Annotated in this window: 22 protein-coding genes, 2 pseudogenes and 1 riboswitch; of the genes and pseudogenes, 15 read left to right on the top strand and 9 right to left on the bottom strand. The window is 72.8% G+C overall.

From position 1 onward, the window contains the following. Positions 1–26 precede the first annotated feature (26 nt). The 3 genes from FB455_RS30780 (at position 27) to mqnP (ending at position 3,038) form a co-directional block, all read left to right on the top strand. Entirely contained in the window at positions 27–581 is a 555-nt protein-coding gene (locus tag FB455_RS30780) for a carboxymuconolactone decarboxylase family protein (protein WP_047891628.1), read from the top strand. Positions 582–675: 94 nt separating this feature from the next. Next, on the top strand, positions 676–2,133 hold the full coding sequence (locus tag FB455_RS30775; RefSeq protein WP_030273542.1) for a menaquinone biosynthesis decarboxylase: 1,458 nt from the start codon (positions 676–678) through the stop codon (positions 2,131–2,133). Beyond that, positions 2,133–3,038 (top strand): menaquinone biosynthesis prenyltransferase MqnP, encoded by a 906-nt coding sequence (gene mqnP / locus FB455_RS30770; RefSeq protein WP_013283552.1) that lies wholly within the window; start codon positions 2,133–2,135, stop codon positions 3,036–3,038. The genes FB455_RS30775 and mqnP overlap by 1 nt, the downstream gene beginning before the upstream one ends. Positions 3,039–3,058: 20 nt before the next feature. On the opposite strand, the gene FB455_RS30765 is transcribed toward mqnP, so the two are convergent. Beyond that, on the bottom strand, positions 3,059–4,024 hold the full coding sequence (locus FB455_RS30765; RefSeq protein WP_145755642.1) for a terpene synthase family protein: 966 nt from the start codon (positions 4,022–4,024) through the stop codon (positions 3,059–3,061). Between the two features lie 142 nt (positions 4,025–4,166). Between FB455_RS30765 and FB455_RS30760 the strand changes: the two genes are divergently transcribed. Beyond that, entirely contained in the window at positions 4,167–4,811 is a 645-nt protein-coding gene (locus FB455_RS30760; RefSeq protein ID WP_013283554.1) for a UbiX family flavin prenyltransferase, read from the top strand. Between the two features lie 57 nt (positions 4,812–4,868). Here FB455_RS30760 and FB455_RS30755 read toward each other — a convergent pair whose 3' ends face one another. Beyond that, positions 4,869–5,135, bottom strand: coding sequence for a BldC family transcriptional regulator (locus FB455_RS30755; protein WP_013473529.1), 267 nt, complete (start codon positions 5,133–5,135; stop codon positions 4,869–4,871). Between the two features lie 257 nt (positions 5,136–5,392). Between FB455_RS30755 and FB455_RS30750 the strand changes: the two genes are divergently transcribed. The 3 genes and pseudogenes from FB455_RS30750 to cds1 all read left to right on the top strand — a co-directional run. Then, positions 5,393–5,851: an Lrp/AsnC family transcriptional regulator gene (locus FB455_RS30750; RefSeq protein WP_013283556.1), complete on the top strand. Its 459-nt coding sequence runs from the start codon at positions 5,393–5,395 to the stop codon at positions 5,849–5,851. A gap of 42 nt (positions 5,852–5,893) precedes the next feature. Beyond that, the gene (locus tag FB455_RS30745; RefSeq protein ID WP_145755633.1) at positions 5,894–6,736 is read left to right on the top strand and encodes an SDR family NAD(P)-dependent oxidoreductase; all 843 of its coding nucleotides are present in this window, start codon (positions 5,894–5,896) and stop codon (positions 6,734–6,736) included. Positions 6,737–6,746: 10 nt separating this feature from the next. Then, a pseudogene (cds1, locus tag FB455_RS30740) lies at positions 6,747–7,835 on the top strand (L-cysteine desulfhydrase Cds1); the annotation flags it as partial. A 22-nt stretch (positions 7,836–7,857) separates the two neighbouring features. Here cds1 and FB455_RS30735 read toward each other — a convergent pair. The 3 genes from FB455_RS30735 to FB455_RS30725 form a co-directional block, all read right to left on the bottom strand. Further along, the gene (locus FB455_RS30735) at positions 7,858–8,478 is read right to left on the bottom strand and encodes a putative glycolipid-binding domain-containing protein (RefSeq protein ID WP_091414369.1); all 621 of its coding nucleotides are present in this window, start codon (positions 8,476–8,478) and stop codon (positions 7,858–7,860) included. Between the two features lie 104 nt (positions 8,479–8,582). Next, positions 8,583–8,792 carry a helix-turn-helix transcriptional regulator gene (locus tag FB455_RS30730; RefSeq protein WP_041798756.1) on the bottom strand — a complete coding sequence of 70 codons (210 nt, stop codon included), beginning with the start codon at positions 8,790–8,792 and terminating at the stop codon, positions 8,583–8,585. 44 nt (positions 8,793–8,836) lie between these two features. Beyond that, the gene (locus FB455_RS30725) at positions 8,837–9,052 is read right to left on the bottom strand and encodes a helix-turn-helix transcriptional regulator (protein WP_036311366.1); all 216 of its coding nucleotides are present in this window, start codon (positions 9,050–9,052) and stop codon (positions 8,837–8,839) included. Between the two features lie 186 nt (positions 9,053–9,238). On the opposite strand from FB455_RS30725, the gene FB455_RS30720 reads away from it, so the two are divergent. Next, positions 9,239–9,490: a flavin reductase gene (locus FB455_RS30720; protein ID WP_145755632.1), complete on the top strand. Its 252-nt coding sequence runs from the start codon at positions 9,239–9,241 to the stop codon at positions 9,488–9,490. Positions 9,491–9,779: 289 nt separating this feature from the next. Here FB455_RS30720 and FB455_RS30715 read toward each other — a convergent pair whose 3' ends face one another. The 3 genes from FB455_RS30715 to FB455_RS30705 all read right to left on the bottom strand — a co-directional run bounded on the left by FB455_RS30715 (position 9,780) and on the right by FB455_RS30705 (position 15,279). Continuing rightward, positions 9,780–11,681: a DEAD/DEAH box helicase gene (locus FB455_RS30715; RefSeq protein ID WP_145755631.1), complete on the bottom strand. Its 1,902-nt coding sequence runs from the start codon at positions 11,679–11,681 to the stop codon at positions 9,780–9,782. 189 nt (positions 11,682–11,870) lie between these two features. After that, on the bottom strand, positions 11,871–13,508 hold the full coding sequence (locus tag FB455_RS30710; protein WP_145755630.1) for a hypothetical protein: 1,638 nt from the start codon (positions 13,506–13,508) through the stop codon (positions 11,871–11,873). A gap of 109 nt (positions 13,509–13,617) precedes the next feature. Further along, on the bottom strand, positions 13,618–15,279 hold the full coding sequence (locus tag FB455_RS30705; RefSeq protein WP_186466472.1) for a C40 family peptidase: 1,662 nt from the start codon (positions 15,277–15,279) through the stop codon (positions 13,618–13,620). A 222-nt stretch (positions 15,280–15,501) separates the two neighbouring features. Between FB455_RS30705 and mqnE the strand changes: the two genes are divergently transcribed. From mqnE to FB455_RS30690, 3 genes are read left to right on the top strand one after another with little or no spacing between them, the layout of a single operon-like run. Next, positions 15,502–16,671 (top strand): aminofutalosine synthase MqnE, encoded by a 1,170-nt coding sequence (gene mqnE, locus FB455_RS30700; RefSeq protein WP_013283566.1) that lies wholly within the window; start codon positions 15,502–15,504, stop codon positions 16,669–16,671. A 7-nt stretch (positions 16,672–16,678) separates the two neighbouring features. Then, positions 16,679–17,107 carry a hypothetical protein gene (locus FB455_RS30695; RefSeq protein WP_013283567.1) on the top strand — a complete coding sequence of 143 codons (429 nt, stop codon included), beginning with the start codon at positions 16,679–16,681 and terminating at the stop codon, positions 17,105–17,107. 26 nt (positions 17,108–17,133) lie between these two features. Further along, on the top strand, positions 17,134–17,418 hold the full coding sequence (locus FB455_RS30690; protein ID WP_145755628.1) for a DUF4229 domain-containing protein: 285 nt from the start codon (positions 17,134–17,136) through the stop codon (positions 17,416–17,418). A gap of 91 nt (positions 17,419–17,509) precedes the next feature. Here the strand turns inward: FB455_RS30690 and FB455_RS30685 are convergent, their stop codons facing one another. Continuing rightward, entirely contained in the window at positions 17,510–18,850 is a 1,341-nt protein-coding gene (locus FB455_RS30685) for a C39 family peptidase (RefSeq protein WP_013473537.1), read from the bottom strand. Positions 18,851–19,055: 205 nt separating this feature from the next. On the opposite strand from FB455_RS30685, the pseudogene FB455_RS30680 reads away from it, so the two are divergent. From FB455_RS30680 to FB455_RS30665, 4 genes and pseudogenes are all read left to right on the top strand, one after another. Continuing rightward, positions 19,056–20,375, top strand: a pseudogene (locus FB455_RS30680) (M14 family metallopeptidase); the annotation flags it as partial. A gap of 120 nt (positions 20,376–20,495) precedes the next feature. Continuing rightward, a riboswitch (cobalamin riboswitch) is annotated at positions 20,496–20,589 on the top strand. Positions 20,590–20,696: 107 nt separating this feature from the next. Then, positions 20,697–21,629, top strand: coding sequence for an ABC transporter substrate-binding protein (locus FB455_RS30675; RefSeq protein WP_145755626.1), 933 nt, complete (start codon positions 20,697–20,699; stop codon positions 21,627–21,629). A 77-nt stretch (positions 21,630–21,706) separates the two neighbouring features. Continuing rightward, a complete protein-coding gene (locus FB455_RS30670) occupies positions 21,707–22,801 on the top strand; it encodes a FecCD family ABC transporter permease (protein WP_369752213.1) in 1,095 nt (364 codons plus the stop codon). Then, positions 22,798–23,577, top strand: coding sequence for an ABC transporter ATP-binding protein (locus FB455_RS30665; protein ID WP_013283573.1), 780 nt, complete (start codon positions 22,798–22,800; stop codon positions 23,575–23,577). The genes FB455_RS30670 and FB455_RS30665 overlap by 4 nt, the downstream gene beginning before the upstream one ends. Positions 23,578–23,694: the final 117 nt, after the last annotated feature.

Below are 23,694 nucleotides of genomic sequence, written 5' to 3'. Positions count from 1 at the left end.
GACCATCTTACGAGAGGGGCCCTGTCATGTCCCGCTTCACCGCGTACGAGCCGGACACCGCGCCCGCCGCCGCCCGCCCGGTCATGGCCGGAGTACGTCGCTCGCTGGGTCACCTGCCCGCCGCCGTGAGCCTGATGGCCGGCTCGCCCGAACTGCTCAAGGGCTTCCTCGCCGCCAACGCCGCGTTCGAGGCCACCGACCTGGACCCGGTCGCACGGGAGGTGGTCGTGCTGACGGTCGCCACCCGCAACGGTTGCCACCTCTGCGTGGCCATGCACACCGCGACGCTGGTCCGGCACGGCGCCGCGCCCGAGCTGATCGAGGCGCTGCGGGCCGGTACGACGCTGCCCGACCCCCGGCTGGAGGCGCTGCGCCGCTTCACAGTCGCCGTGCTCGACCACCGGGGCGCGGTCCCCGACGCCGACCTGGACGCGCTGCTCGCCGCCGGATGGCAGCCCCGGCACGCGCTGGACGTGGTGCTCGGCGTCGGCACGTACACGATCTCCACGTTCGCCAACCGGCTCACCGATGCGCCGCTCGACGAGCCGCTGGCCGCGTACGCCTGGCAGCCCGCCGCCTGAGCTGCGGGTGTTAAGAAGGGGCCCCTCCTCTACCGGAGGCGTTAAAAGGGGGCCCGTCCTTACCTCCGCAGGAGGGTACGGGAGGATGGGCGGTATGGCGGCTCGCTTCCCGTACACCGATCTGAAGGATTTCCTCGCGGCGCTGGAGCGTGCGGGCGAGCTGCGGCGGGTGAGCGCGCCGGTCGACCCCACGCTGGAGATCAGCGAGATCGTCACCCGCACCGTCCGGGCCGGCGGGCCCGCGCTGCTGTTCGAGCGCCCCACCCGGGGTGAGATGCCGGTGGCGATCAACCTGTTCGGCACCGAGAAGCGGATGGCGATGGCGCTCGGGGTGGAACACCTCGACGAGATCGGCGAGCGCATCGGCGACATGCTCAAGCCGGAGCTGCCGCAGGGCTTCTCCGGGATGATGGGCGGCCTGGGCAAGGTCATGCAGCTCAAGTCGATGCCGCCGAAGAAGGTCAAGACCGCGCCCTGCCAGCAGGTGGTCTACCGCGGCGACGACGTCGACCTGAACCGGCTGCCCGGGTTGCAGGTGTGGCCCGGTGACGGCGGGATCTTCCACAACTTCGGGCTGACCCACACCAAGCACCCGGAGACCGGCAAGCGCAACCTCGGGCTCTACCGGCTCCAGCAGCACTCGCACAACACCATCGGCATGCACTGGCAGATCCACAAGAACTCCACCGCGCACCACGCGGTCGCCGAGCGGCTCGGCCAGCGGCTGCCGGTGGCGATCGCGATCGGCGCGGACCCGGTGGTGGCGTACTCGGCCAGCGCGCCGCTGCCGGCCGACATCGACGAGTACCTGTTCGCCGGGTTCCTCGCCGGTGAGCGGGTCGAGATGGTCGACTGCCTGACCGTCCCGTTGCAGGTGCCGGCGCACGCGCAGATCGTGCTGGAGGGCTACATCGAGCCGGGCGAGCGCCTGCCCGAGGGGCCGTTCGGCGACCACACCGGCTTCTACACGCCGGTCGAGCCGTTCCCGGTGATGCACATCGAGTGCATGACCATGCAGCGCGACCCGGTCTACCACTCGATCGTCACGTCCCAGCCGCCGCAGGAGGACCACGGCCTCGGCAAGGCCACCGAGCGGATCTTCGCGCCGCTGCTGCGCTTCCTGATCCCGGACATCGTCGACTACGACCTGCCCGCCGCCGGGGTCTTCCACAACTGCGCGATCGTGTCGATCCGCAAGCGCTACCCGAAGCACGCGCAGAAGGTCATGAACGCGATCTGGGGCGCGCACATGATGTCGCTGACCAAGCTGATCGTGATCGTCGACGAGGACTGCGACGTGCACGACTACAACGAGGTCGCGTTCCGCGCCTTCGGCAACGTCGACTACGCCCGCGACCTGATGGTCACCGAGGGACCGGTGGACCACCTGGACCACGCCTCGTACCAGCAGTTCTGGGGTGGCAAGGCGGGCATCGACGCGACCCGCAAGCTGCCCGAGGAGGGCTACAGCCGGGGCTGGCCGGAGGAGATGCGCATGTCGCCCGAGGTGGTCTCGCTCGTCGACAAGCGCTGGAAGGAATACGGGATCTGATGACGGCGGCAGTACAGGAGCGACCCGGCCGGGTCTCGTCCTTCCTCAAGCTCGTCGCCATCGAGCACTCGGTCTTCGCGCTGCCGTTCGCGTACCTGTCGGCGCTGACCGCCATGCAGCTCAACGGCGGCCGGGTGCGCTGGGGAGACCTGCTGCTGATCACCGTGGCGATGGTCGGCGCGCGGACGTTCGCGATGGCCGCGAACCGGATCCTCGACCGGCGGATCGACGCGCGGAACCCGCGTACGGCGAACCGGGAACTGGTCACCGGCGCGGTGAGCGTGCGGACGGCCTGGACCGGCGCGGCCGTCGCGCTCGTGGTGTTCCTGGCCGCCGCCGCCCTGCTCAACCCGCTCTGCCTGGTGCTCGCGCCGCTCGCCGTGGTGCCGCTCGTGGTCTACCCGTACGCCAAGCGGTTCACGAACTGGCCGCACGCCATCCTCGGGGTGGCCCAGGCGGTCGGGCCGGTCGGCGCCTGGCTGGCGGTCACCGGCACGCTCGACGGCTCCGGCCCGGCCTGGCTGCTCGGCGCCGCCGTCGGCCTGTGGATCGGCGGCTTCGACCTGATCTACGCCTGCCAGGACTCGGAGATCGACCGGGAGATCGGCGTGCACAGCGTCCCCGCCCGGTACGGCCGGCGCTTCGCGCTGCACGCCTCCACGGTCGCGCACGTGGTGACGTTCGCGCTGTTCATCTGGTTCGGCGCCTGGGTCGGCTTCGGCTGGCTGTGGTGGATCGGGCTGGCGCTCACCGCTGTCGCCTTCGCCTACCAGCACATGGTGGTCAGCCCCACCGACCTGAGCAAGGTCAACCGGGCGTTCTTCACCGCGAACGGCTTCGTCGGCATCGCGTTGTTCGTCCTCGCGCTGCTCGACCTGGTGATCCGGCTCGGCCTGCGGCCGTAGACGGCAACGCCGGGCACCGGTCAGGACGCCGCGGCGACCGGGTAGCGGGCGCTCTCCAGCGTCCAGTCGACCGTGCCGCGCACGGCGGCGGCCAGCCCGTCGAGATGGCTGGCGACGGCGTCGTCGAGCGTCGGGCCGAACGACGGCGCCGCCGCCAGGAGCGCCGCGAACCGGTCCATCTCGGCCCGCCAGTGCCCCGCGACCAGGTCGACCGCCGCCGGCACCGGCACGCCCCGCTCGGCCGCCGTCGCCAGCACCAGGTTGTGCCCGCCGCCGGTGGCCCGGTCGCGCTCAAGCGAGGCGATGTCGTTGAACCAGGACAGCAGGTCGTTGGCGAGGCCGGCGAGCCGCCGCAGTGCCGGATGGTGGTAGACCGCGTCGGGCAGCGGACGCCCGGACGCGAACTCGATCAGCGGGTACGACACGTACGCCGCCGACGTGGCCCGGCGCAGCCGTACGTACTCGGCGACGCCCGGTGGGCGGCCGGACGTGGTGGCGGTGGCCTCCCGGTGGACCCCGTCGAGGTGGTCGGCGACCGCGTCGGCGAAGCGCAGCCGCCACCTGGCCGGCATCCGGCGGCGGGGCTCGCGCCACGCCTGCACCAGCAGCCGGCGCAGCGGGCCGGAGAAGCCCGGGTGGCGGGCACGCGGGCCCTCGCGCAGCAGGGCGAGCGCGCCGTCACGCAACGCGCGGATCTGCGCCGGGGTGAGGCCGTCCCGCCCGTCGCAGGCGTCGTCGACGAGGAAGAACCAGGTGAACAGTGTGGTCAGCACGCGCAGGTCGGGCTCGATGGCGTCCGGATAGAGGCGCCCGGCGTACCGGGCGAAGCCGGCCCGCGCCAGCCGTTGCCGGGTGGCCGGGTCAGCCGGCAGACCGAGCCGGTCGACCTGCGCCACCAGCCAGCCCTGCACGTCGTCGGCGTACGGGGAGAGGCGGGGCGGGATGGGGCAGTCGGAGCGGAGCGCCCGCAGCACCGCCGCCGTCATCACCGGCCCCTCCGTGGAAGTGGATCGCCGATCGAAGAATTTCATGCCGCGGGACGTTCCGTGAACCCTCTGGACATCCCGGGCGGGGCGACCGAAAGGGGGTCGCCGCCCGCCGTCCGTGGCGACCAGGCACGCTTGAGGCATGCGCGAACCATGGGTGGTGGGTGTCTCCGGGGCGTCCGGGACGCCGTACGCGGCGGCTGTCGTCCGGGGCCTGCTCGACGCCGGCCAGGCGGTGGACCTGATCGTCTCCCGGGCGGCCCGGCTGACGGTGCTGGACGAGACCGGCCGGCCCTTCCGGGACGCGCACTGGACCGAGGACCTGGCCGCCTGGCTCGACCGCGACCTCACCGGCGCGGACCTGCGGCACTGGCCCGCCGGTGACCTGGCCGCCGGCCCGAGCAGCGGCTCCTACCCGGTACGCGGCATGGCGGTGGTGCCCGCCAGCACCGCCGCGTGCGCCGGCATCGCCATCGGGCTCTCCAAGGATCTGCTCCAGCGCGCCGCCGAGGTCAACCTCAAGGAGCGCCGCCCGGTGGTCGTGGTGCCCCGGGAGACGCCGGTGACCCGCAGTCACCTGGAACATCTCATCGCGCTGCACGACGCCGGCGCGGTGGTGCTGCCGGCCAGTCCGGGCTTCTACGGCGCCGGGGCGGCGGCGTCCGCCGGGCAGCTCGTGGACTTCGTGGCCGGGAAGGTGCTCGACGCGCTCGGTGTCGAGCACACGCTGTTCCGGCGGTGGTCCGGCGAGCTGGCAGCCGGCCGCCGGGAGGCGGACCCGGACTGACGGTCCCGGTTGCCGACGTACGGGGCGCGGCCCTCGGCCGGACCGCGCCCCGTACGTTCAGTACATGCCGGCGTTCGCCGGTCCGGGGCCGGTGGAAGCGGTCGGGCCCATGTTGCGGGCCTTGCCCATGTCCTCCGCCTCGTCCAGCATGCCCTCCCCCTCGAGCAGGGCCCGCACCTCGGATTCCCGAAACCGGCGGTGCCCTCCTGGAGTCCGGATACTGCCGATCCGGCCGGCCGCTGCCCATCTGGTCACGGTCTTCGGGTCCACCCGAAACAGCGCAGCGACCTCACCCGGTGTCAGCAGGCGATCTCCAGTGTCCACAGCCCCCTCCTCGCGTCGACGAAGCCCCCGGCTGAACACACTGCCCCCGGCCGGTGCGAGCCCAGAGCCGTCATGAGGGACGTATGGCAATTACAGCACCGGCTACCGGACGTGTCCGCCAAACGCGAAAAACGCACACACTGGGAAGGTTAGGAAATGGTACAGGCGGAGAACACCCGTGATCGTACGTTTGTGAAGGGTTGATCCACGGGTACCGACAGTGTTCCGTGGTCGCCAAACGGATAGGGTCACTCTCCGTGGACACGATCGACCTGAGCCTCGTGGAGTTGTTGCGAGGCAACGCCCGTCTGTCGTACGCCGAGCTGGCCCGTCAGGTCGGCCTCTCCGCCCCGGCCGTGCACGAGCGGGTCGGCAAGCTGGAGTCCAGCGGCGTGATCCGGGCGTACCGGGCCGAGGTCGAGCCGGAGTCGATCGGGCTCGGCGTCACCGCGCTCATCGGCATCATCGAGGACTCCGACGCGGACACCGACGAGGTGCTGGAGGCGTTCCGCCGCATCCCCGAGATCGAGTCCTGCTACTTCATGGCCGGCGTCGAGTCCTTCCTGCTCAAGGCGCGAGTCGGCACGATCGCCGAGCTGGAGCAGCTGATCGTCCGGCTGAACCGGACGGCGGGTGTGGCGTCCACCCGTACCAGCATCGCCCTGTCGACCAAGTGGGAGAACCGCCCGCAGCCGCTGGAACCGCCCACCGCCTGACGCCTCTGGCCCCGGGCCGGGGGTTGCGGTTACCGTGCGCCGATGACGAGCTCGGAGCGCGGCGCCGCCGTGGTCACAGGTGCGGCCGGTGGGCTGGGGCGGGCCATCGCCGCCGCGCTGCACGCCGACGGGTGGAACGTGCTGCTCACCGACACCGACGCCGGGGCCGTGGCGGCTGCCGCCGCGCCGCTGGGTGGCTGGTCCCGCGCGCTCGACGTACGCGACGAATCCGCCTGCGCGGACGTCGCCGCCGAGGCGGCTGCCGCGCCCGGCGGCCTCGGGCTCTGGGTGAACAACGCGGGCATCCTGGTCACCGGCCCGTCGTGGGCGCACGACGCCCCGACCCGGCGCGCGGTGGTCGAGGTCAACGCGCTCGGCGCGATCAACGGAACGCTCGCCGCCGTCGAGGTGATGCGCGAACAGGGCCGCGGCCACGTGCTCAACGTCGTCTCGCTGGCCGGGCTGATCGCCGCACCGGGCGAGACGGTGTACGCGGCCAGCAAGCACGCCCTGCTCGCGTTCAGCCTCGGCACTCTGAGCGACCTGCGGATGGCCGGCGTCCGGGGCGTACACGTGTCGTGCCTGTGCCCGGACGGGATCTGGACGCCGATGCTGCACGACAAGCTGGACGACCCGGGAGCGCTGGCGTCCTTCACCGGCTCGCTGCTCACGCCGGAGCGGGTGGCCGCGCGGGCCGTCCGGCTGGCCCGGCGGCCCCGGCCGGTGGTCAGCCTGCCGCGTTGGCGCGGTGCCCAGGTACGACTCCTGGACGCCTTCCCCCGGCTCGCCCTGGCCCTCACGCCGGTGATCCGGGCCACCGGGCGGGCCGGTCAGCGGCGGCAGGCCCGCCGGGTCCGGGAGAACCCGAGCCCGCCTCGCTTGTAACGTTGCCGACGTGACTCATCTCGACCGGTGCGACGAGGCCAGCCGGCGCTGGGTGACCGAGGCCATCGCCACGGTCGAGGCGGACGCCAACCGCTCCGCCGACACCCACCTGCTGCCCTTCCCGCTGCCCCGCGAGTGGGGGATCGACCTCTACCTCAAGGACGAGTCGGTGCACCCCACCGGCTCGCTGAAGCACCGGCTGGCCCGCTCGCTGTTCCTCTACGGGCTCTGCAACGGCTGGATCGGCCCGGACACCACGATCGTCGAGGCGTCATCAGGGTCGACGGCTGTCTCCGAGGCGTACTTCGCCCGGATGCTCGGGCTGCCGTTCATCGCTGTCATGCCCGCCTCCACGTCGCCGGAGAAGATCGCCCAGATCGAGTTCCAGGGCGGACGCTGCCACCTGGTGGACGACCCGTCGAAGGTCGTGGTGGAGGCGCGCTGGCTCGCCGAGGACAGCGGCGGCCGGTTCATGGACCAGTTCACGTACGCCGAGCGGGCCACCGACTGGCGGGGCAACAACAACATCGCCGAGTCGATCTACGCCCAGCTCGCGCTGGAACGGCATCCCGTGCCCGCCTGGATCGTGGTCGGCGCCGGCACCGGCGGCACCAGCGCCACCATCGGCCGGTACGCCCGCTACCGGCGGCTGCCCACCAAGCTCTGCGTGGTGGACCCGGAGAACTCCGCCTTCTACCCCGCCTGGCAGGCCGGTGACTGGTCGGTGCGCACCGACCGCGGCTCCCGGATCGAGGGCATCGGGCGGCCCACGGTCGAGGCGTCCTTCCTGCCCAGCGTGGTGGACCGGATGGTGCAGGTGCCGGACGCAGCGTCGCTGGCGGCGATGCGGGCCGGCTCGGCGGTGCTCGGCCGCCGGGTGGGCGGCTCCACCGGCACCAACCTGTGGGGCGCGTTCGGGCTGATCGCGCAGATGCGCGCGGCCGGGCGTACCGGCTCGGTGGTCACGCTGATCTGCGACCCGGGCGACCGGTACGTCGACACCTACTACTCCGACGACTGGGTGGCCGCGCAGGGCCTCGACCTCGCGCCGCACCTCGCCACCATCGACCGGTTCCTGACCGACGGCACCTGGCCGGCGGCCTCAGCCGGACCCCGGACCGTCAGCGCGGGTCGACCCGCTCGGCCAGCCCCGGGTAGCGCACCACGAAGCCGTCCGGGTCGACCTCCAGGTCGGCCGTGAACGTGTCACTGGAATACCGGACCCGGCCCGGGCCCAGCGAGGTGTAGACCTGCTCGGCGGGCACCACGGCCAGGCCGGGCAGCAGCACCCAGGCCACCGACACGGCGGTCGCCAGGTCGGCGGGCAGCCGGCCCAGCCCGACCCGGCGGATCGGCAGCGTGTTCGTCAGCGGCGAGCCGCCCAGATCCACGTCGAGCGCCTCGGCCAGCCGGCCCGGGTCGTCGGTGCCCGGCAGGCCCGCCGGTGGGTGGCCCGCCGCGCTCAGCGCCGCGTCCAGGTCACCCTCCTCGCCGGTACGCACGCGCCACCCGTCCCGGCCCCGCTCCAGGCGTACGCTCCGCGACCAGCCCGCGCCCTCGGACTCGACCTCCAGCCGGTTCGTCGACCAGTCCGGCCCGACGGCGAGGCGGTACCGGCACGTGTACGGGATCGGATCCACGGCGAGCGCCACGCCCTGCGCGGTCAGCCCCTGGCCGTCGTCGAGCACGACGTGCTCGCAGCCGGCGGTGTCGGTCCGGGCCCAGAAGAGCGACTTCGGCATGGTCCGGACGTTACGCGAACCGGCGGTCGGCGGCAGCGGATGCGCGAACGCCGCCGCCGAGCGGGATGTCCCGCTGTTCCCGGGCGTCAGGCCAGCGCTACTGGTTACCCCTGCTCGTCGCCCTCTGTGGGGCGGGGCGGCCGGTTGTGACGGGCCCACTCGTCCACCTCGTCCGCGTCCCAGACGTTCATGCCGATCAGTCGGGCGAGCGGCTCGGGAAACCCGGGGCGGCGGGTGATCTGCAGGACCCGCTGACGCGATACGCCGAACAGGGCGGCCAGCTCGCCGGGCCCGTACAGGCGTGGTCGTCTCACACGCCGAAAGGAGGCACGAGACGTACTGGTCATACCCCGTCGGGCTACTCGTCGTCGTCCGCCGGCCGGGGCGGTCGGTGTTCCCGGATGTACCGCTCGACGTCCCGCTTCAACCAGACCGCACCGACCGACAGCTCTTGATACGGCGCGGGGAATGCGGGATGCCGCCGGATCTCGCGGAATCTCGATCTGCCCACGCCGAGCATCTTCAAGATCTCACCGGCCGCGACAAGTTCGCCCGGTCCCGTCTCCTTGGTCACGACTTCGAAGGTAGGAGCGGGCCGACCCGACCATGGTTACGCGAACAAATGACCACACCTATGTGGGCCCGTCAACGTTGACAGGGGGGCAGGTGGGCGATCTGATGGATCAGGCCCCCCGCCCGGTGGCGAGTTCGCGGCGGACGGGGGTGCCACCTGGACGCCGACCATGCAGGAGGGCCCCGAGTGACCCAGCGCCACGCTCCGCTGAAACCCCTTTGGGTCTGTACGGCAGACCTGCTCAACTGGCCCTGCGAGAACGCCAAGGTCGAGTTGGTCGCTGACTACGAGCACGACCGACGCCACCTCGCCGTCGATCTGGCTGCCCTGATGCGGCAGGCAACCGATGACCTGACCAGGCTCTACTCTGGGCCGCCGGACCCCGCCGAGATGCACATCCGGTTCCTGGGCTGGCTGCGGTCGGTGCGCAATGTCTGACCCGATCGGCACCGGTCTGCTGCTGACCGCCGTCATCGCCCAGGCGTTCGGCTGTTGGGTCGCCTGGTCGTGGGGCCGGTCCGCTCGGCGCAGCCTCCGGCAGACCATCGACAAGACCATCCCCACGCCACCGCCCGGTTGGCGGCCTCGTCATCGCCTGTCGCTGTGGAATGAGCCGACCCGGCGGTATCCCGTCCTCACACCGCGCAGCTAGAACGGAGCCGACATCACCCCAGACGCACCGCCGCCGCCGAGCGGGTGCTCGGCGGCGGCGGTGGGTGCGCTCAGATCAGTGGGTACGTGCCGGCGGGCGCCCGCCGAAGCCGCGCCTGTCGTCCCGGCCCCGCCCCTCGGCCCGGAAACCGCCGGCCCGGCGCTCGGCCGGACGCGCGTCGCCCCGGTCACCGAAACGCCGCTCGGCGTGCGGGCGGTCGTCCTGGCGCCGGTCGCCGAAGCCGCGCGAGCCGCTCGGCCGGTCGTCGTACCGCCGCTCGTCGCGGTCGTACCCGCGTCCGGCCGCCGGCCGCTGCCGGTCCCCGTACGGCCGGTCGGCCCGCTCGCCGAAGCGCCGGTCGTCGCCGCGCTGGCCGCCGAAGCGCTCGCCGCGCTGGCCGCGGTCGTCGGACCGCTGCTCGCCGAAGCTCCGGCCGTCGGACCGCCGGTCGCCGAAGCTCCGGTCGTCGCGACGCTCCGGCCGCCCGAAGCGGCGCTCGCCGCCGGATCGCTCGCCCGAGTAGCGCTCACCCGCCGGCCGGTCGCCGAACCGGCGGTCACCACCGCGGTCCGCGAACCGGTCGCCGGCCCGCTCGCCCGCGGGCCGGTCGCCGAAGCGGCGCTCGCCCCGGCCGTCACGGTCGCCGAACCGGCGCTCACCACGGTCGGAGAAGCCGCCCCGGCCGCCCCGGCCGTCGCGGTCGCCGAAGCGGCGCGAGCCGCCGCCGCGTCGCGGCTCCGGCTCGTCCCGCACCGGTACGCCGCTGGGCTCGCGTGCGCCGGTCAGCTCGGCCAGCGCCTCGTCGCCCGCCCGGACCCGGGTCTCGGCCGGCTCGACGCCCGCCTTCTCCATCATGGCCAGGGTGGTGCGGCGCTGCTTGGGCAGCACCAGCGTCGCCACCGCGCCCGACTCGCCGGCCCGAGCCGTACGGCCGGCCCGGTGCAGGTAGTCCTTGGGGTCCTTCGGCGGGTCCACGTGCAGCACCAGCGAGACGCCGTCGACGTGGATGCCGCGGGCCGCCACGTCGGTCGCGACCAGCACGGGCGTGCGGCCCTCGCGGAACTCGGCGAGCGTCTTGGTACGCATGCGCTGCGTCTTGCCGCCGTGCAGCCCACCGGCCCGCACACCGACGGCCGCGAGCTGCTCGACCAGCCGGTCCACGCCGAGCTGCGTACGGGCGAACAGCATGGTGCGGCCCTCACGGGCGGCGATGGACGCGGCGACGGCGAACTTGTCGTGCGGCGGGATCAGCAGCAGGTGGTGATCCATGGTGGACACGGCGGCGGTGGCCGGCGCGGTCGAGTGGGTGACCGGGTCGGTCATGAACCGCTTGACGAGCGTGTCGACGTCGTTGTCCAGAGTGGCCGAGAACAGCAGCCGCTGCGCGTCCGCCGGAGTCTTCGCCAGCAGCTGGGTGACCTCAGGCAGGAAGCCCATGTCGGCCATCTGGTCGGCCTCGTCCAGCACGGTGATCTCGACGTCGTCGAGGCGGCACACGCCGCGCTCGATCAGGTCGCCGAGCCGTCCCGGGGTGGCCACGACGATCTCCACGCCGCGGCGCAGCGCGTCGATCTGCCGGTCGTACGGCACACCGCCGACGGCGGTCTTCAGGAACACGCCGACCGCCTTGCCGAGCGGCATGAGCGCGTCGTTGACCTGCATGGCCAGTTCACGGGTGGGGACCAGGACCAGGGCGCGCGGGTGCAGCGGCCGGGCCCGGTTGCGGTCGGCGAGCCGGGCGATCACCGGCAGGCCGAAGGCGAGCGTCTTGCCCGAGCCGGTCTGGCCCCGGCCGAGGACGTCGCGGCCCGCGAGCGAGTCGGGCAGCGTGGCCCGCTGGATCTCGAACGGGGTGGTGATGCCCTGCCGGGCGAGCACCTCGACGACCTGCCGGGGCAGGCCGAGCGAGGCGAAGTCGACGGTGTCGGGCGTCGGGTCGACGGACGGGGACGTGCTGGATTCAGCGAACGTGGTCAAGAAATACCTCTCGAGCGGGGCGCATCTTCGCGATGGCCCGCCGCGGCCTGTCACGCCGCCGAATCGCCCGCAAGATCGCCCATGGGCGCGCAGTCGGGGCGCGCCGGGTCAGTGATCGGAGACAAGTGTACGGCGCATCGCCGACTCCGCCACGGCAACGCGAAGCCGTAGTGGGCGGGCTCACCCCTGTCACTCGATGAGCATGGTCCCGGTCAGGCTGCTCAATGCGTCGTTGGCCAGGAAGACCACGAGCAGGCTGATCGCGATGAGCATGGTCAGCGCGACGGCCAGCACGATGATCACCTTGGTGTTGCCGCCCCGGGCCGCCGGGCTCTCCTCGGACCAGCCCTGGGCCAGGATGTGCCCGGTCAGCGATCCGGAGTTCTCCAGAGGGTTGCCCTGCGGGAACGACACGGTGGCGAACCCGGGCCCGTCGGTCCCGCCGTACGCGGTGCCGGCGAGATCCGGGCCGGCGGGCTGGGGGCGTACCGGACGGGTCGTGTCGGCGTCGCGGGCGGGCATGGCCGGCGGCGGCCAGGTCGGCAGCGCCGGGGCCGGCACCACTGGCGGCGGCGGTGCCGACACGGGTGCGGCGGCCCACGACGGCAGCGCACCGTCCGGCGTGCCGGGCGTGGCCGGCGGGCCCGGCACGGCGGCCCGCGCGGGCGGGAACGACGGGCCGGGCGCCGGGGCGGGGAACAGCGGCGCGGGCAGTGGGCCCGGCCCGCCGGTCATCGCCGGTGGCGGCGGGAACGGCGGCGCGGGCATCGGACCCGGCGGGGGCGGGGGCGGGGGTACGGGCGGACCCGGCGGCGGTACCGGCGGCCCGGGGATCGGTGGCACCGGTCCGGGCGTCGGCGTCGGCGGGGCGGGTGCGGGCGGCGTGGGCAGGGGTGGCGTGGGCCGGAGCGGTGGTTCCGGCTCGGGTACCGGCGGCGCGGGCGACGGTGGCGTCGGACCGGGCACCGGGGTCGGCGCCGGCTCGGGCTCGGGGCCGTTCGGCGCCGGGGGCTGCGCGGGCTCCGGCGGCTGGACCGGCTCCGGCGGTTCCGGGTTCACCGGACCGGCCCGGTAGACGGTGGCGGCGGCGGGCGGCGCGGCCACCACGGAGGCGGCGACCTCCTCGGCGGAGACACGGCTCAGGCCGGGTACCGATGCGCTGGCCCGCGCGGGTGCGGATCCGGCCTGCTCAGCGGGTGTGGAAGAGCCGGTGAGCGGGGCCGGGCGGCCGGCTGCGGAGGCCGGCGCCGCGTTCGGCGGAGACTCGGCCGAACCGGCTGCCGAGGACTGGGAGTCGTCCTGCGGCCCGACGGCGGTCCCGTCCGCCTGCTCGGCCGGTGCGGTGTCGCGGTCCGGTGCGGCGTCGGCCGGTGCTGCCGCGTCCGCGGTTGCGACGGGCGGCGTGGGCACGCGTGCGGAACCGGAGACGCGGGGTGCCGGGATGGCGGCCGGAGCACTGCCGGGCGTACCCGGGGAGGCGTCGCCGTCGGCCTCCGCGGCGGCGGGCTGGGACGTCGTCTGGCGTTCGCCCACGGCGAAGGCGGACCAACTGGACGGCGGCACGGTGGCGCCGGGGAGGCGCCGGTCCAGCGGCGGTGGGGTGTCCGCCGGGGTGGCCGCCCGGTACGTCGTGGGACCGGCCTGCGGCAGCGGCTGCTCGTCACCCGCGGGCGGCGGCACGGCCGAGCCCGCGACCGACACCCGCGCCCGCGCGACGGCTACCGGCCCGGGTGGGGCCGAACCGTGGTCGTCGTCGCCGGCCGGGTCGGCGGGGTCGGGCGTCGGTCCCGGGTGGACCTTCTCCGCCGGAACGTCCTGCTCGCCCATCTCGCCCCTCCGCACCCACGCTCGCCTCCGGCCGTGGCGCCGACCGGAAGTGCCTGGATCTCACCGTGCCACATTCCGGCCCGGGAGCACAGCCGGAGCGGCGGTTGGGTCAGTCGGTGCTGCTGCTCGGGCTGGCGGAGCCGCTGCCGGACGTGCTGCTCGACGGCGCGGCGCTGCTGCCGCTCGGCGCGGCGCTGCTGCTGCTCGGCGCGGCGCTGCTGGTCTCCGGCTCGGCGCTCGCGCTCTGGCTCGGCGTCGGGTCGGGCGAGTCGGTCGGGCTCGGCGGCGGCGTACTCGGCGCCGGGCTGGACGTCGTCGGCTTCGGCGTCGGCGTGGTGGGCTTCGGCGTGGTCGGCGTCGGCTTGGGCGTGGTCGACGGCTTGGGCGTGGTGGGCGTCGGCTTGGGCGTGGTCGACGGCTTCGGCGTGGCCGGCACGGTCGGCGGCGGGACCGGGGTGGCCGGGGCGGGTACGGCGCCGATCACCCGGGTCGCGGCGTAGAGCCGGGACCAGCGGACCACCGAGATCTTGACGACGTCCCCGGTCCGCGGCGCCTCCACCATCTTGCCGTTGCCGATGTACATGGCGACGTGGTGGACGCTGGTCCAGCTGCTGCTGGAGGCGAAGAACAGCAGGTCGCCGGGGAGCAGGGCGTTCGGCGAGACGGTGCGGGAACGGGTCGCGAAGTACTGGTCCTTGGCGACGCGGGGCAGGCCCCGGTAGCCGGCCGCCTGGTAGGAGGCGAGCATCAGGCCGGAGCAGTCGAACCGGTCCGGGCCCTCGGCGGCCCACAGGTAGGGGTCACCGAGCTGGGCGAGGGCGTAGCGCACGGCGGCGAGCGCCCGCGGGTCCGCCACCAGGCCGTCGATGCTCTGATCGACCACGTACGAGGTGCCGAGCCGCTGCTCGGCGGCGTCCGCCAGGCGCTCGATCTCCAGGAGCTTGGCCGCGTTCTCCTTGCGCAGCGCGACGAGCGCGGTTTCCTGCTTGCGCAGGTCGGCCTCGGCGCGGGTGAACGCGGTGGTCTGCTCGGTGGCCCGGCGCTGGGCCGACTCGTGTGCCTTCCGGGCGGCCTCCTCGGCGCTGGTGGCCCGGAGGAGTTCGCCGGTCACCGACGTGGTGGCGCCCTCGGCCTTGTCGCCGCGGGTGATGCGCTGGAGGTTGGCGAAGTCGCGCAGGCTGGCGCCGAACTCACCGGGCGGCAGCGCCGCGTCGGCCTTCACGGCGTCGGCGGCGGCGCTCTTGGCGTTGTCCTGGGCGCGGGTGAGCGCGTCCTGGGCCTCCTTGAGCCGGGCGGCGGACTGGGTCAGCTCGGTCTGTGCGGCGTCCCGCTCGGTCTTGATCCGGAGCAGTTCCTCGCCGAGGAGGGTGACCCGGGCGTCGAGCTGGTTGATCTGGGCGATCAGCGGGCCGTCGGCCGGGTTGGTCACGCCGGTGGTGCCCGGCAGGCCCGCAGTGCCGCCCGGGGTGGTGACGCCGGGCAGGCCCGGGACGGTGCCGGGGAGGCCGGGAACGGCACCCGGTACGCCGGGGACGGTGCCGGGTACGCCGCGGACGGCGCCGGACGAGCCGGGCAGTTGCAGGGGGCCGGTGACCTGGGGCCGGGAGCCGGTGTCGGGTACGACGTCGGGCAGCGGGTCGGCCCAGGCGGGTGTGGCGAGCGCCGCGGCCGCGACCGCCCCCAGAAGGGCGGACCAGAGCGCCGGGCGCAGGATCGGTGAGATCACCGGCTGCCGTCCTCGTCGCCGTCGGGCCTTGGTGCTGTGAGCCATACCGCTCCCCGTCCGGTCTGGGGTCCGTCACGCGTGATTGGGGCGTGTCGGGACAGGACGGCCCTGGTGTGTGTTCCGCCCCACCCTGTCTTACCTCACGGTTGCGACGATGTCGATGTGCGGAGCGTGACGGCCGGTGAACCGGCGCGACCACGTCGGCGGCCGGTCGGACCCGCGACGTACGCTCGATCGGGAACCCAGGTGGAAGGACGTGGCTTTCGGATGGACGCCGGACTCAAGCGCGAACTCGAGGCGAAGGTGTACGCGGGGGAGCGGCTGACCCGCGAGGACGGCATCGCCCTCTACGCCAGCGACGACCTGACCTGGCTGGGCCGGCTGGCCCACCACAGGCGTACGGAGCTCAACGGCGACCGGGTGATGTTCAACGTCAACCGGCACCTGAACCTGACGAACGTCTGCTCCGCGTCGTGCGCGTACTGCTCGTTCCAGCGCAAGCCGGGCGAGAAGGACGCCTACACGATGCGCATCGACGAGGCCGTCCGCAAGGCCAAGGAGATGGAGGACGAGCAGCTCACCGAGCTGCACATCGTCAACGGCCTGCACCCGACGCTGCCCTGGCGCTACTACCCGAAGGTGCTGCGCGAGCTGAAGGCCGCGCTGCCGAAGGTCAACCTCAAGGCGTTCACCGCCACCGAGGTGCAGTGGTTCGAGAAGATCAGCGGGCTCACCGCCGACGCGATCCTCGACGAGCTGATGGACGCCGGCCTGGAGTCGCTCACCGGCGGTGGCGCGGAGATCTTCGACTGGGAGGTCCGGCAGCACATCGTCGACCACAACTGCCACTGGGAGGACTGGTCGCGCATCCACCGGCTGGCCCACTCGAAGGGCATGAAGACGCCGTCGACCATGCTCTACGGCCACATCGAGGAGCCCCGGCACCGGGTCGACCACGTGCTGCGGCTGCGTGAGCTGCAGGACGAGACCGGCGGTTTCCAGGTCTTCATCCCGCTGCGCTACCAGCACGACTTCGTCGACTCGGCGGACGGCAAGATCCGTAACCGGATCCAGGCCCGGACCACGATGGCCTCGCCGGCCGAGTCGCTCAAGACGTTCGCGGTCTCCCGGCTGCTGTTCGACAACGTGCCGCACGTCAAGTGCTTCTGGGTCATGCACGGGCTGTCGGTCGCGCAGCTCTCGCTGAACTTCGGCGTCGACGACCTGGACGGCTCGGTGGTCGAATACAAGATCACCCATGACGCCGACTCGTACGGCACGCCGAACACCATGCACCGCGACGACCTGCTGCACATGATCTGGGACGCCGGCTTCCGTCCGGTCGAGCGGAACACCCGCTACGAGATCGTCCGCGAGTACGACGGGCCGCCGTCGCTGGCGGAGCGCCGGTCCGAGCCGCAGCAGGTCTGGGCCTGACCTGGCGATGAGCGACGAGGAACAGCAGCGCGGCTTCCCCCGGCGCGACGCCGAAGGCCGCATCCTCACCCTCGGTGACCTGCTCGGGGTGAGCCTGGCCGGCCTGGTCATCGGGGTGCTGGCGCTGCTGGTCTTCGAGTTCGCGTTCGCCACGGTCGGCGACAGCGGCTTCGGGGGTACGAACGGCTGGCTCGCGGTGATCCTGCCGCTCTGGTTGTTCTGGGACGAGTTCCGGGCCTGGGAGTTCGGCGCCGCCCGGGTGGTGGCCGCGCTGGCCGGTCTCGGGCTCGGCGTCCTCGCCGGTCTGCTGGCCGCGGGCCTGGCCTCGGGGCTGCCCGCGCTGTTCACCGGCGCGTTGGCTGCGGCGGTGTTCACCGTGGTCTACGCCGTCATCTGGTTTCATGGCGTGCACTGGCTGGCCCGGCGTACGGGCTGAGGCACGGAGAGAGTGGGAATGCGGGAATGAGCGCGGCGGTCAAGTACACGCTGGGCCGGGTCGGGCTGTTCGTCGCCGTGCTGGCAGCCCTCTGGTTCGTCGAGATGAACATGTTCCTGCGGCTGATGGTGGCGCTGATCTCCTCCGCCGCGCTGTCGTTCTTCCTGCTGCGCAACTGGCGGGACGAGATGGCCGGCGAGATGGCGGAGGCGTCGGAGCGGCGGCGCGCGGAGAAGGACCGGCTGCGCTCGGCGCTCGCCGGTGAGGACGAGCCGGGCGCCGAGCCGGACGCCGAACGCCGCGAGGGCTGAGCGGACGGACGAAGGGCCCGGCGCCGGACACGGCACCGGGCCCTTCCTCGTTCACCGGCCGGCCGAACCGGTCACCGGCCGGCCGGGCCGTTCACCAGTTGGTCGAGCCCGGGACGACCGGCCACGGCCGGTCGGCCGGCTTGATCAGGTACGCGATGCCGCCGGAGCCGGAGGCCACCGTGCCGTTGGCCCGGTAGCGCTTGGTACGCAGCCAGATCTGCTCGAACTGCTCCCGCTTGTAGACGTTGCGGACCGCGTCGTTCGACGAGGACGCCGGGTCGTTGACGATCACGTCGCCGTCGGCGGTGAAGCCGACGATCACGAACAGGTGCCCGGAGGTGCCGTAGTTGGCCCCGTCCAGCTCGCTGGCGAGGAACGACTGCGAGGTCACCACCGGGATGCCCGCCTTGATGAACCGTTCCGCCTCGTCGAGCGAGTGCAGCCGGGTGACCCGCGCCTCCAGGCCGGGGAAGCTCGACGCGTACGCGGTGTTGAACGGCCAGTTGCCGGCGCCCTCGTACTCGTAGTCGTAGGTCATCCGGGCGGCGTGGTCGACAGTCGGGTCGGGGTAGGAGGGGTCGACCCACGAGGTGTCCTCGGCCGAGGGCTTGCGGCCCCAGTACTCGACCACCATCTCCGTCGAGGTGGGCGAGCACCACGCCTCGCCGCCGCCGTCGTACTCGGGGTACTCGCCGATGTGGATGTTCTGCGAGTAGCGCGGCACGGCCAGCTCGGTGCCCCAGGCGATGCCGCCCCGGCTCGGGGTGACGGTGAACCGGTCCGGGACGTTCGACGCCATCGCGCCGACCATCCGGACCTGCGGCGCGGCGGCCTGGCCGGGCGCGCGGTAGAGCGTCAGCCGCAACTGGTACGAGCGCAGCAGCACCCCCGCGTCGGCGTCGTCGACCGAGAACGTGTCGGTCCAGATGCTCGACCACGGGTCGCCCTGGCCGTCCAGCGTGGAGCGCTTGATGTCCTGGTCGCCGGAGGCCCAGCGGCCCATGACGTACCACGGGGTCTGTGCCCCGGTGTTGTACGTGCCGTGCAGCTCGACCTGGATCCAGGTGCCGGCCGGGGTGGCGGCGTTCCACGACGCGACCATCTCGGTGGCGTCGAAGCCGATCCGCCGCTCGGGCGAGGTCCAGGTGGCGTACTCCCAGGTGCGGGTCGTGCCGGTGTGCTCGTCGGTGAACTCGGTGGTGCCCGCCGGGCGGCCGATGGTCAGCGCCGGGTGGCGGCCCGGTACGGCGCGGGTGCCCTGGTGGGAGCCGCTACGCCAGTCGGGGAAGCGGGAGAACTCCTGAAAGGTGATCTGTTCGTCGTGCGTGACGCCCGGTCGCGGGGCTTGTGCCTGGACCGGTGCGCTGGTGGCGAGGAGGGTGAGCGCGGTGAGGCCGGCGAGGGCGGCCGCGCGCATGGGTCGTCCGAACATGGCAGCTCCACAGGGAGACGGCATCGTTGCCGTTCACTGTCGCGCTTGGCGGGAAGTTTCGCCAGATGTTCAGCCGTAGAAAATCATTGCCGAAGTGACGATCAGGTCGGGATGACCCAAGGCAAAGACAGATATTGATATGACCATGTGTCTCCTGGTGGAGTGTGCGGACAACGGGATCTCCCGTACCCCCAGGAGGTTGTCCATGGCCTTCCGCTCCTCTCCGCTCCGCCGCCGGCTGGCGCTCGCCGCCGTCATCGGCCTGACCATCGTCACCGCGGCCGCCGCGCCCGCCGTCGCCCGGCCCGCACCGGAAGGCTCCGGTGAGCCGGCCACCGTCGCCTACCGGGTGCTCGGCCCGCGTACGGCGGCCGACCGCACCGCGGTCGCCTCCACCGGTGCCGCGATCGACTACTCCGAGCACGGCGTGCTGCACGTCACGGCGACCAAGGCCGAGGCCAACGCGATCACCCGGCTCGGATTCCGGCTCGAGAAGGACGTCGTGCCGGAGCACGACCACGCCGACGGGGGCATGACCGCCAACGCGTTCCCGCCCGCCGACTCGAACTACCACGACTACGCCGAGCTGACCGCGGTGGTGAACAAGGTGGTCGCCGACCACCCGACGATCGCCCGCAAGCTGAGCATCGGCACGTCGTACCAGGGCCGGGACCTGATGGCGGTGAAGATCTCCGACAACGTCGCCACCGACGAGGCCGAGCCGGAGATCCTGTTCAACGCCCAGCAGCACGCCCGTGAGCACCTGACCGTCGAGATGGCGATCTACCTGCTCAACCTCTTCACCGACAACTACGGCAGCGACTCCCGGATCAGCAGCATCGTCAACTCCCGGGAGATCTGGATCGTCCCCACAGTCAACCCGGACGGCAGCGAGTACGACATCGCCACCGGCTCCTACCGCTCCTGGCGCAAGAACCGGCAGCCCAACAGCGGTTCGACAGCCATCGGCACCGACCTGAACCGCAACTGGGCCTACCAGTGGGGCTGCTGCGGCGGCTCGTCCGGCACCAAGTCGTCGGACACCTACCGGGGCCCGTCCGCCTTCTCCGCCCCGGAGACCGCGGCGCTGCGCAACTTCGTCAACAGCCGGGTCGTCGGCGGGGTGCAGCAGATCAAGGCGAACATCGACTTCCACACCTACTCGCAGCTGGTGCTCTGGCCGTACGGGTACACGTACAGCAACACCGCCACCGGGATGAACACCGACCAGTACAACACCTTCGCCACCATCGGGCGGCAGATGGCGGCGACGAACAACTACACCCCGGAACAGTCGAGCGACCTCTACATCGCCGACGGCACCAGCATCGACTGGATGTGGGGCGCCCACAAGATCTGGGCGTACACCTTCGAGATGTACCCCGGCTCGGCCTCCGGCGGCGGCTTCTACCCGCCGGACGAGGTGATCCCGGCGCAGACCTCACGCAACCGGGAGGCCGTGCTGATCCTGTCCGAGTACGCCGACTGCCCGTACCGGGCGATCGGCAAGCAGAGCCAGTACTGCTGACCTCACCACCGGGCGGGAACCCCGGTTCCACCCCCGCCGGGGTTCCCGCCCACCCCGCCCGTCCGGACGATCTCCGCTGGTCGTGCGCTACCGTGGCACCGACCGTGCCACAGCGAAGCCGGTGTGAAACCGGCGCTGTCCCGCAACTGTGATGCCCCGTACGCGCGGCGCCGGCCTTCCGCCGGCGCCGACGGACGTGGGACGAGCCAGGTCGCCTGAGGCCCGGTCGCGACACGCGCTCTCGAGGAAGGGCGCCTCGCGGACGGGCCTTTCCCCCTGTCGGCGAAGCACCACACTCCTCGACCGACAGGAGGCCCCATGTCCCGACGTACCCCCCGGCTCTTCGCCACCGCGCTCGCGGCCGGCGTGCTGCTCCTCGGCGGCTGCGCCGAGAAGACCTCGTCCGACACCCCCGCCGCCGGCGGCTCCGGCGGCGCGTTCCCGGCCACAGTCGGCAAGCTGACGCTGGAGAAGCGGCCCGAGAAGATCGTCTCGCTCTCGCCGACCTCCACCGAGATGCTGTTCGCCATCGGCGCAGGCAAGCAGGTCACCGCCGTCGACGACCAGTCGAACTACCCGGCCGAGGCGCCCCGTACCGACCTGTCCGGCTACCAGCCGAACGCCGAGGCCGTCGCCTCCCGCAACCCCGACCTGGTGGTGATCTCCGACAACCTCAACAAGATCGCCGACCAGCTCGTCGCGCTGAAGATCCCGGTCCTGCAGATCCCCGCCGCGGCCACGCTCGACGACACGTACCGGCAGCTCACCGACCTGGGTACGCTCACCGGCCACCGGTCCGAGGCGGACGCCGTGGTGCAGAAGATGAAGGACGACATCACCGCGCTGACCAAGGACCTGCCGAAGCGTACGGAGAAGCCGACCTACTACCACGAGCTGGGCCCGGAGCTGTACAGCGCGACCAGCAAGACCTTCATCGGCACCATCTACGCGCTCGCCGGCCTGGAGAACATCGCCGACGCGTCCGACGCCGACGGGAAGAACGGCGGCTACCCGCAGCTCTCCCAGGAGGTCATCGTCAAGGCGAACCCCGACTTCGTCTTCCTCTCCGACACCAAGTGCTGCAAGCAGAGCGCCGACACGGTGAAGGCGCGCAGCGGTTGGTCCGGCATCACCGCCGTGAAGAACAACCAGATCGTGGAGCTGGACGACGACATCGCCTCGCGCTGGGGCCCGCGCGTGGTCGAACTGCTCAAGGTGATCGTCGACGCCACCGCCAAGGTCCCGGCCTGACCGTGGCCCTACGACAGGCGGAATCCGCCCCGAACCCGGCCGGGACGCCCGACGCGCCCCGGCCGGGTGCCCGGCTGCTGTCCCGGCCGGGGCGGCGTGGGGCGCGCGGCGCGGCCGGTGCCCCGATCCGGCCCGCCGGGCTGCGCAAGCGCTGGCTGTTCGCCGGTGTCGTGGCGGTGCTCGTCGCGCTGGTCGCGGGCGTCTCGCTCGGCCCGGTCAGCCTGCCGCCCGGCAGCGTCGCGGCCGAACTGCTCAACCTGCTGCCCGGGGTGCACCTGGACAGCGGGCTCACCGAGCGGGAAGTCGCGATCATCACCGAGCTGCGGCTGCCCCGGGTCGTGCTCGGCCTGCTCGTCGGCGCGCTCCTCGCCCTGGCCGGCGGCTGCTACCAGGGCGTCTTCCGCAACCCGCTGGCCGACCCGTACCTGCTCGGCGTGGCGGCCGGAGCCGGATTCGCGGTCACCGCGGCGATCGTGCTCGGCGCCGGTGCGGGCGGGGCGCTGACCGGGCTGCCGATCACCATTCCGCTGGCCGCGTTCGTCGGGTCGCTCGGCGCGGTCGTGCTGACGTACCTGCTCGGCGCCGCCGGTGGCCGGGACCGGTCCCCGGCCACGCTGATCCTGGCCGGGGTGGCGGTGTCGGCGTTCTTCGCCGCCGGGCAGACGTACCTGCTGCAACAGCACTCCGACAACATCCAGCAGGTCTACTCCTGGCTGCTCGGACGGCTGGCCACCGCCGGCTGGCACGACGTGTGGCTGGTCCTGCCGTACTTCGTGCTCACCTCCGTGGTGGTGCTGCTGCACCGGCGTGAACTGGACGTGCTCTCCGTCGGCGACGACGAGGCCGCCGGACTCGGCCTGCACCCGCAGCGCTCCCGCTACCTGCTGATCGCCGCCGCGTCGCTGGGCACCGCCGCCGCCGTGTCCGCGTCCGGGCTGATCGGCTTCGTCGGCATCATCGTGCCGCACACCATGCGGCTGCTCGCCGGTTCCAGCCACCGGGTGATCCTGCCGCTGTCGATGCTGTTCGGCGGCGCGTTCCTCGCCCTGACCGACGTGGTCGCCCGGACCGCCGCCGCACCCGCCGAGATCCCGATCGGCGTGGTCACCGCGCTGCTCGGCGGCCCGTTCTTCGTACTGGTCCTGCGTACCGCCCGCCGGGTGGCGATGTGAACGCCCCCGCGGTGCGCGTCCACGACCTGCGCGTCGCCCTCGGCGGCACGCCGGTCCTGGCCGGCGTCGACCTCACCGTCACGGCGGGCGAGTGGGTCACAGTGATCGGACCCAACGGCGCCGGCAAGTCGACGCTGTTGCGCGCCGTCGGCGGCCTGCTCACCGGCCCGGGCGAGGTGGCCCTCTTCGGTACGCCGATCGGCGCGCTCCGCCGCCGCGACCGTGCCCGGATCGTGGCCACGGTGGCGCAGTCCCCGGTCGTGCCGATCGGCATGTCGGTGTTCGACTACGCGCTGCTCGGGCGCACCCCGTACATCCCGCCGCTGGGCCGCGAGTCCGCCGCCGACCTGGCCGCCGTGCACGAGGTGCTGGACCGGCTCGACCTGGGTCCGTTCGCCCACCGCGAGCTGGCCACCCTCTCCGGCGGCGAGCGGCAGCGCGTCTTCCTGGCCCGGGCGCTGGCCCAGGGCGCCACCCTGCTGCTGCTCGACGAGCCGACGAGCGCGCTGGACATCGGGCACCAGCAGGAGGTGCTGGAACTCGTCGACCAGCTCCGCCGCGCACACGGGCTCACAGTGCTCGCCACCATGCACGACCTCTCCATCGCCGGCGAGTACGCCGACCGCCTGGTGCTGCTCGCCGACGGCCGGGTGGCTGCCGCCGGGCCGCCCGAGGAGGTGCTCACCGAGGAGTTGCTGGCCCGCCACTACCGTGCCCACATCCGCGTCATCCCCGGCGACCACGGCCCCTTGGTGGTCCCCGTCCGCCCCACCTGACCCCCACCCCACCCTCCCACGCCGTTGATCTGTGAGTGGGGTTGTCAAGGGGTTTGGTGGTGGGTGGTGATGGTGCGGTAGAGCTGTCGGGCGATGTAGCGCTTGAGGCAGCGGGTG

The sequence above is a fragment of the Micromonospora sp. CNZ296 genome, from assembly GCF_007827635.1.
This window is presented reverse-complemented; position numbering and strand designations above follow the sequence as displayed.

Bases quoted from the DNA above. Each gene is read 5' to 3' on its own strand.
- mqnP (WP_013283552.1), top strand. From the start codon at position 2,133: ATGACGGCGGCAGTACAGGAGCGACCCGGCCGGGTCTCGTCCTTCCTC.
- FB455_RS30760 (WP_013283554.1), top strand. From the start codon at position 4,167: ATGCGCGAACCATGGGTGGTGGGTGTCTCCGGGGCGTCCGGGACGCCG.
- FB455_RS30780 (WP_047891628.1), top strand. From the start codon at position 27: ATGTCCCGCTTCACCGCGTACGAGCCGGACACCGCGCCCGCCGCCGCC.
- FB455_RS30735 (WP_091414369.1), bottom strand. From the start codon at position 8,478: ATGCCGAAGTCGCTCTTCTGGGCCCGGACCGACACCGCCGGCTGCGAG.
- FB455_RS30685 (WP_013473537.1), bottom strand. From the start codon at position 18,850: ATGTTCGGACGACCCATGCGCGCGGCCGCCCTCGCCGGCCTCACCGCG.
- FB455_RS30705 (WP_186466472.1), bottom strand. From the start codon at position 15,279: ATGGCTCACAGCACCAAGGCCCGACGGCGACGAGGACGGCAGCCGGTG.
- FB455_RS30765 (WP_145755642.1), bottom strand. From the start codon at position 4,024: ATGACGGCGGCGGTGCTGCGGGCGCTCCGCTCCGACTGCCCCATCCCG.
- FB455_RS30745 (WP_145755633.1), top strand. From the start codon at position 5,894: ATGACGAGCTCGGAGCGCGGCGCCGCCGTGGTCACAGGTGCGGCCGGT.
- FB455_RS30690 (WP_145755628.1), top strand. From the start codon at position 17,134: ATGAGCGCGGCGGTCAAGTACACGCTGGGCCGGGTCGGGCTGTTCGTC.
- FB455_RS30695 (WP_013283567.1), top strand. From the start codon at position 16,679: ATGAGCGACGAGGAACAGCAGCGCGGCTTCCCCCGGCGCGACGCCGAA.
- FB455_RS30775 (WP_030273542.1), top strand. From the start codon at position 676: ATGGCGGCTCGCTTCCCGTACACCGATCTGAAGGATTTCCTCGCGGCG.
- mqnE (WP_013283566.1), top strand. From the start codon at position 15,502: ATGGACGCCGGACTCAAGCGCGAACTCGAGGCGAAGGTGTACGCGGGG.
- FB455_RS30710 (WP_145755630.1), bottom strand. From the start codon at position 13,508: ATGGGCGAGCAGGACGTTCCGGCGGAGAAGGTCCACCCGGGACCGACG.
- FB455_RS30675 (WP_145755626.1), top strand. From the start codon at position 20,697: ATGTCCCGACGTACCCCCCGGCTCTTCGCCACCGCGCTCGCGGCCGGC.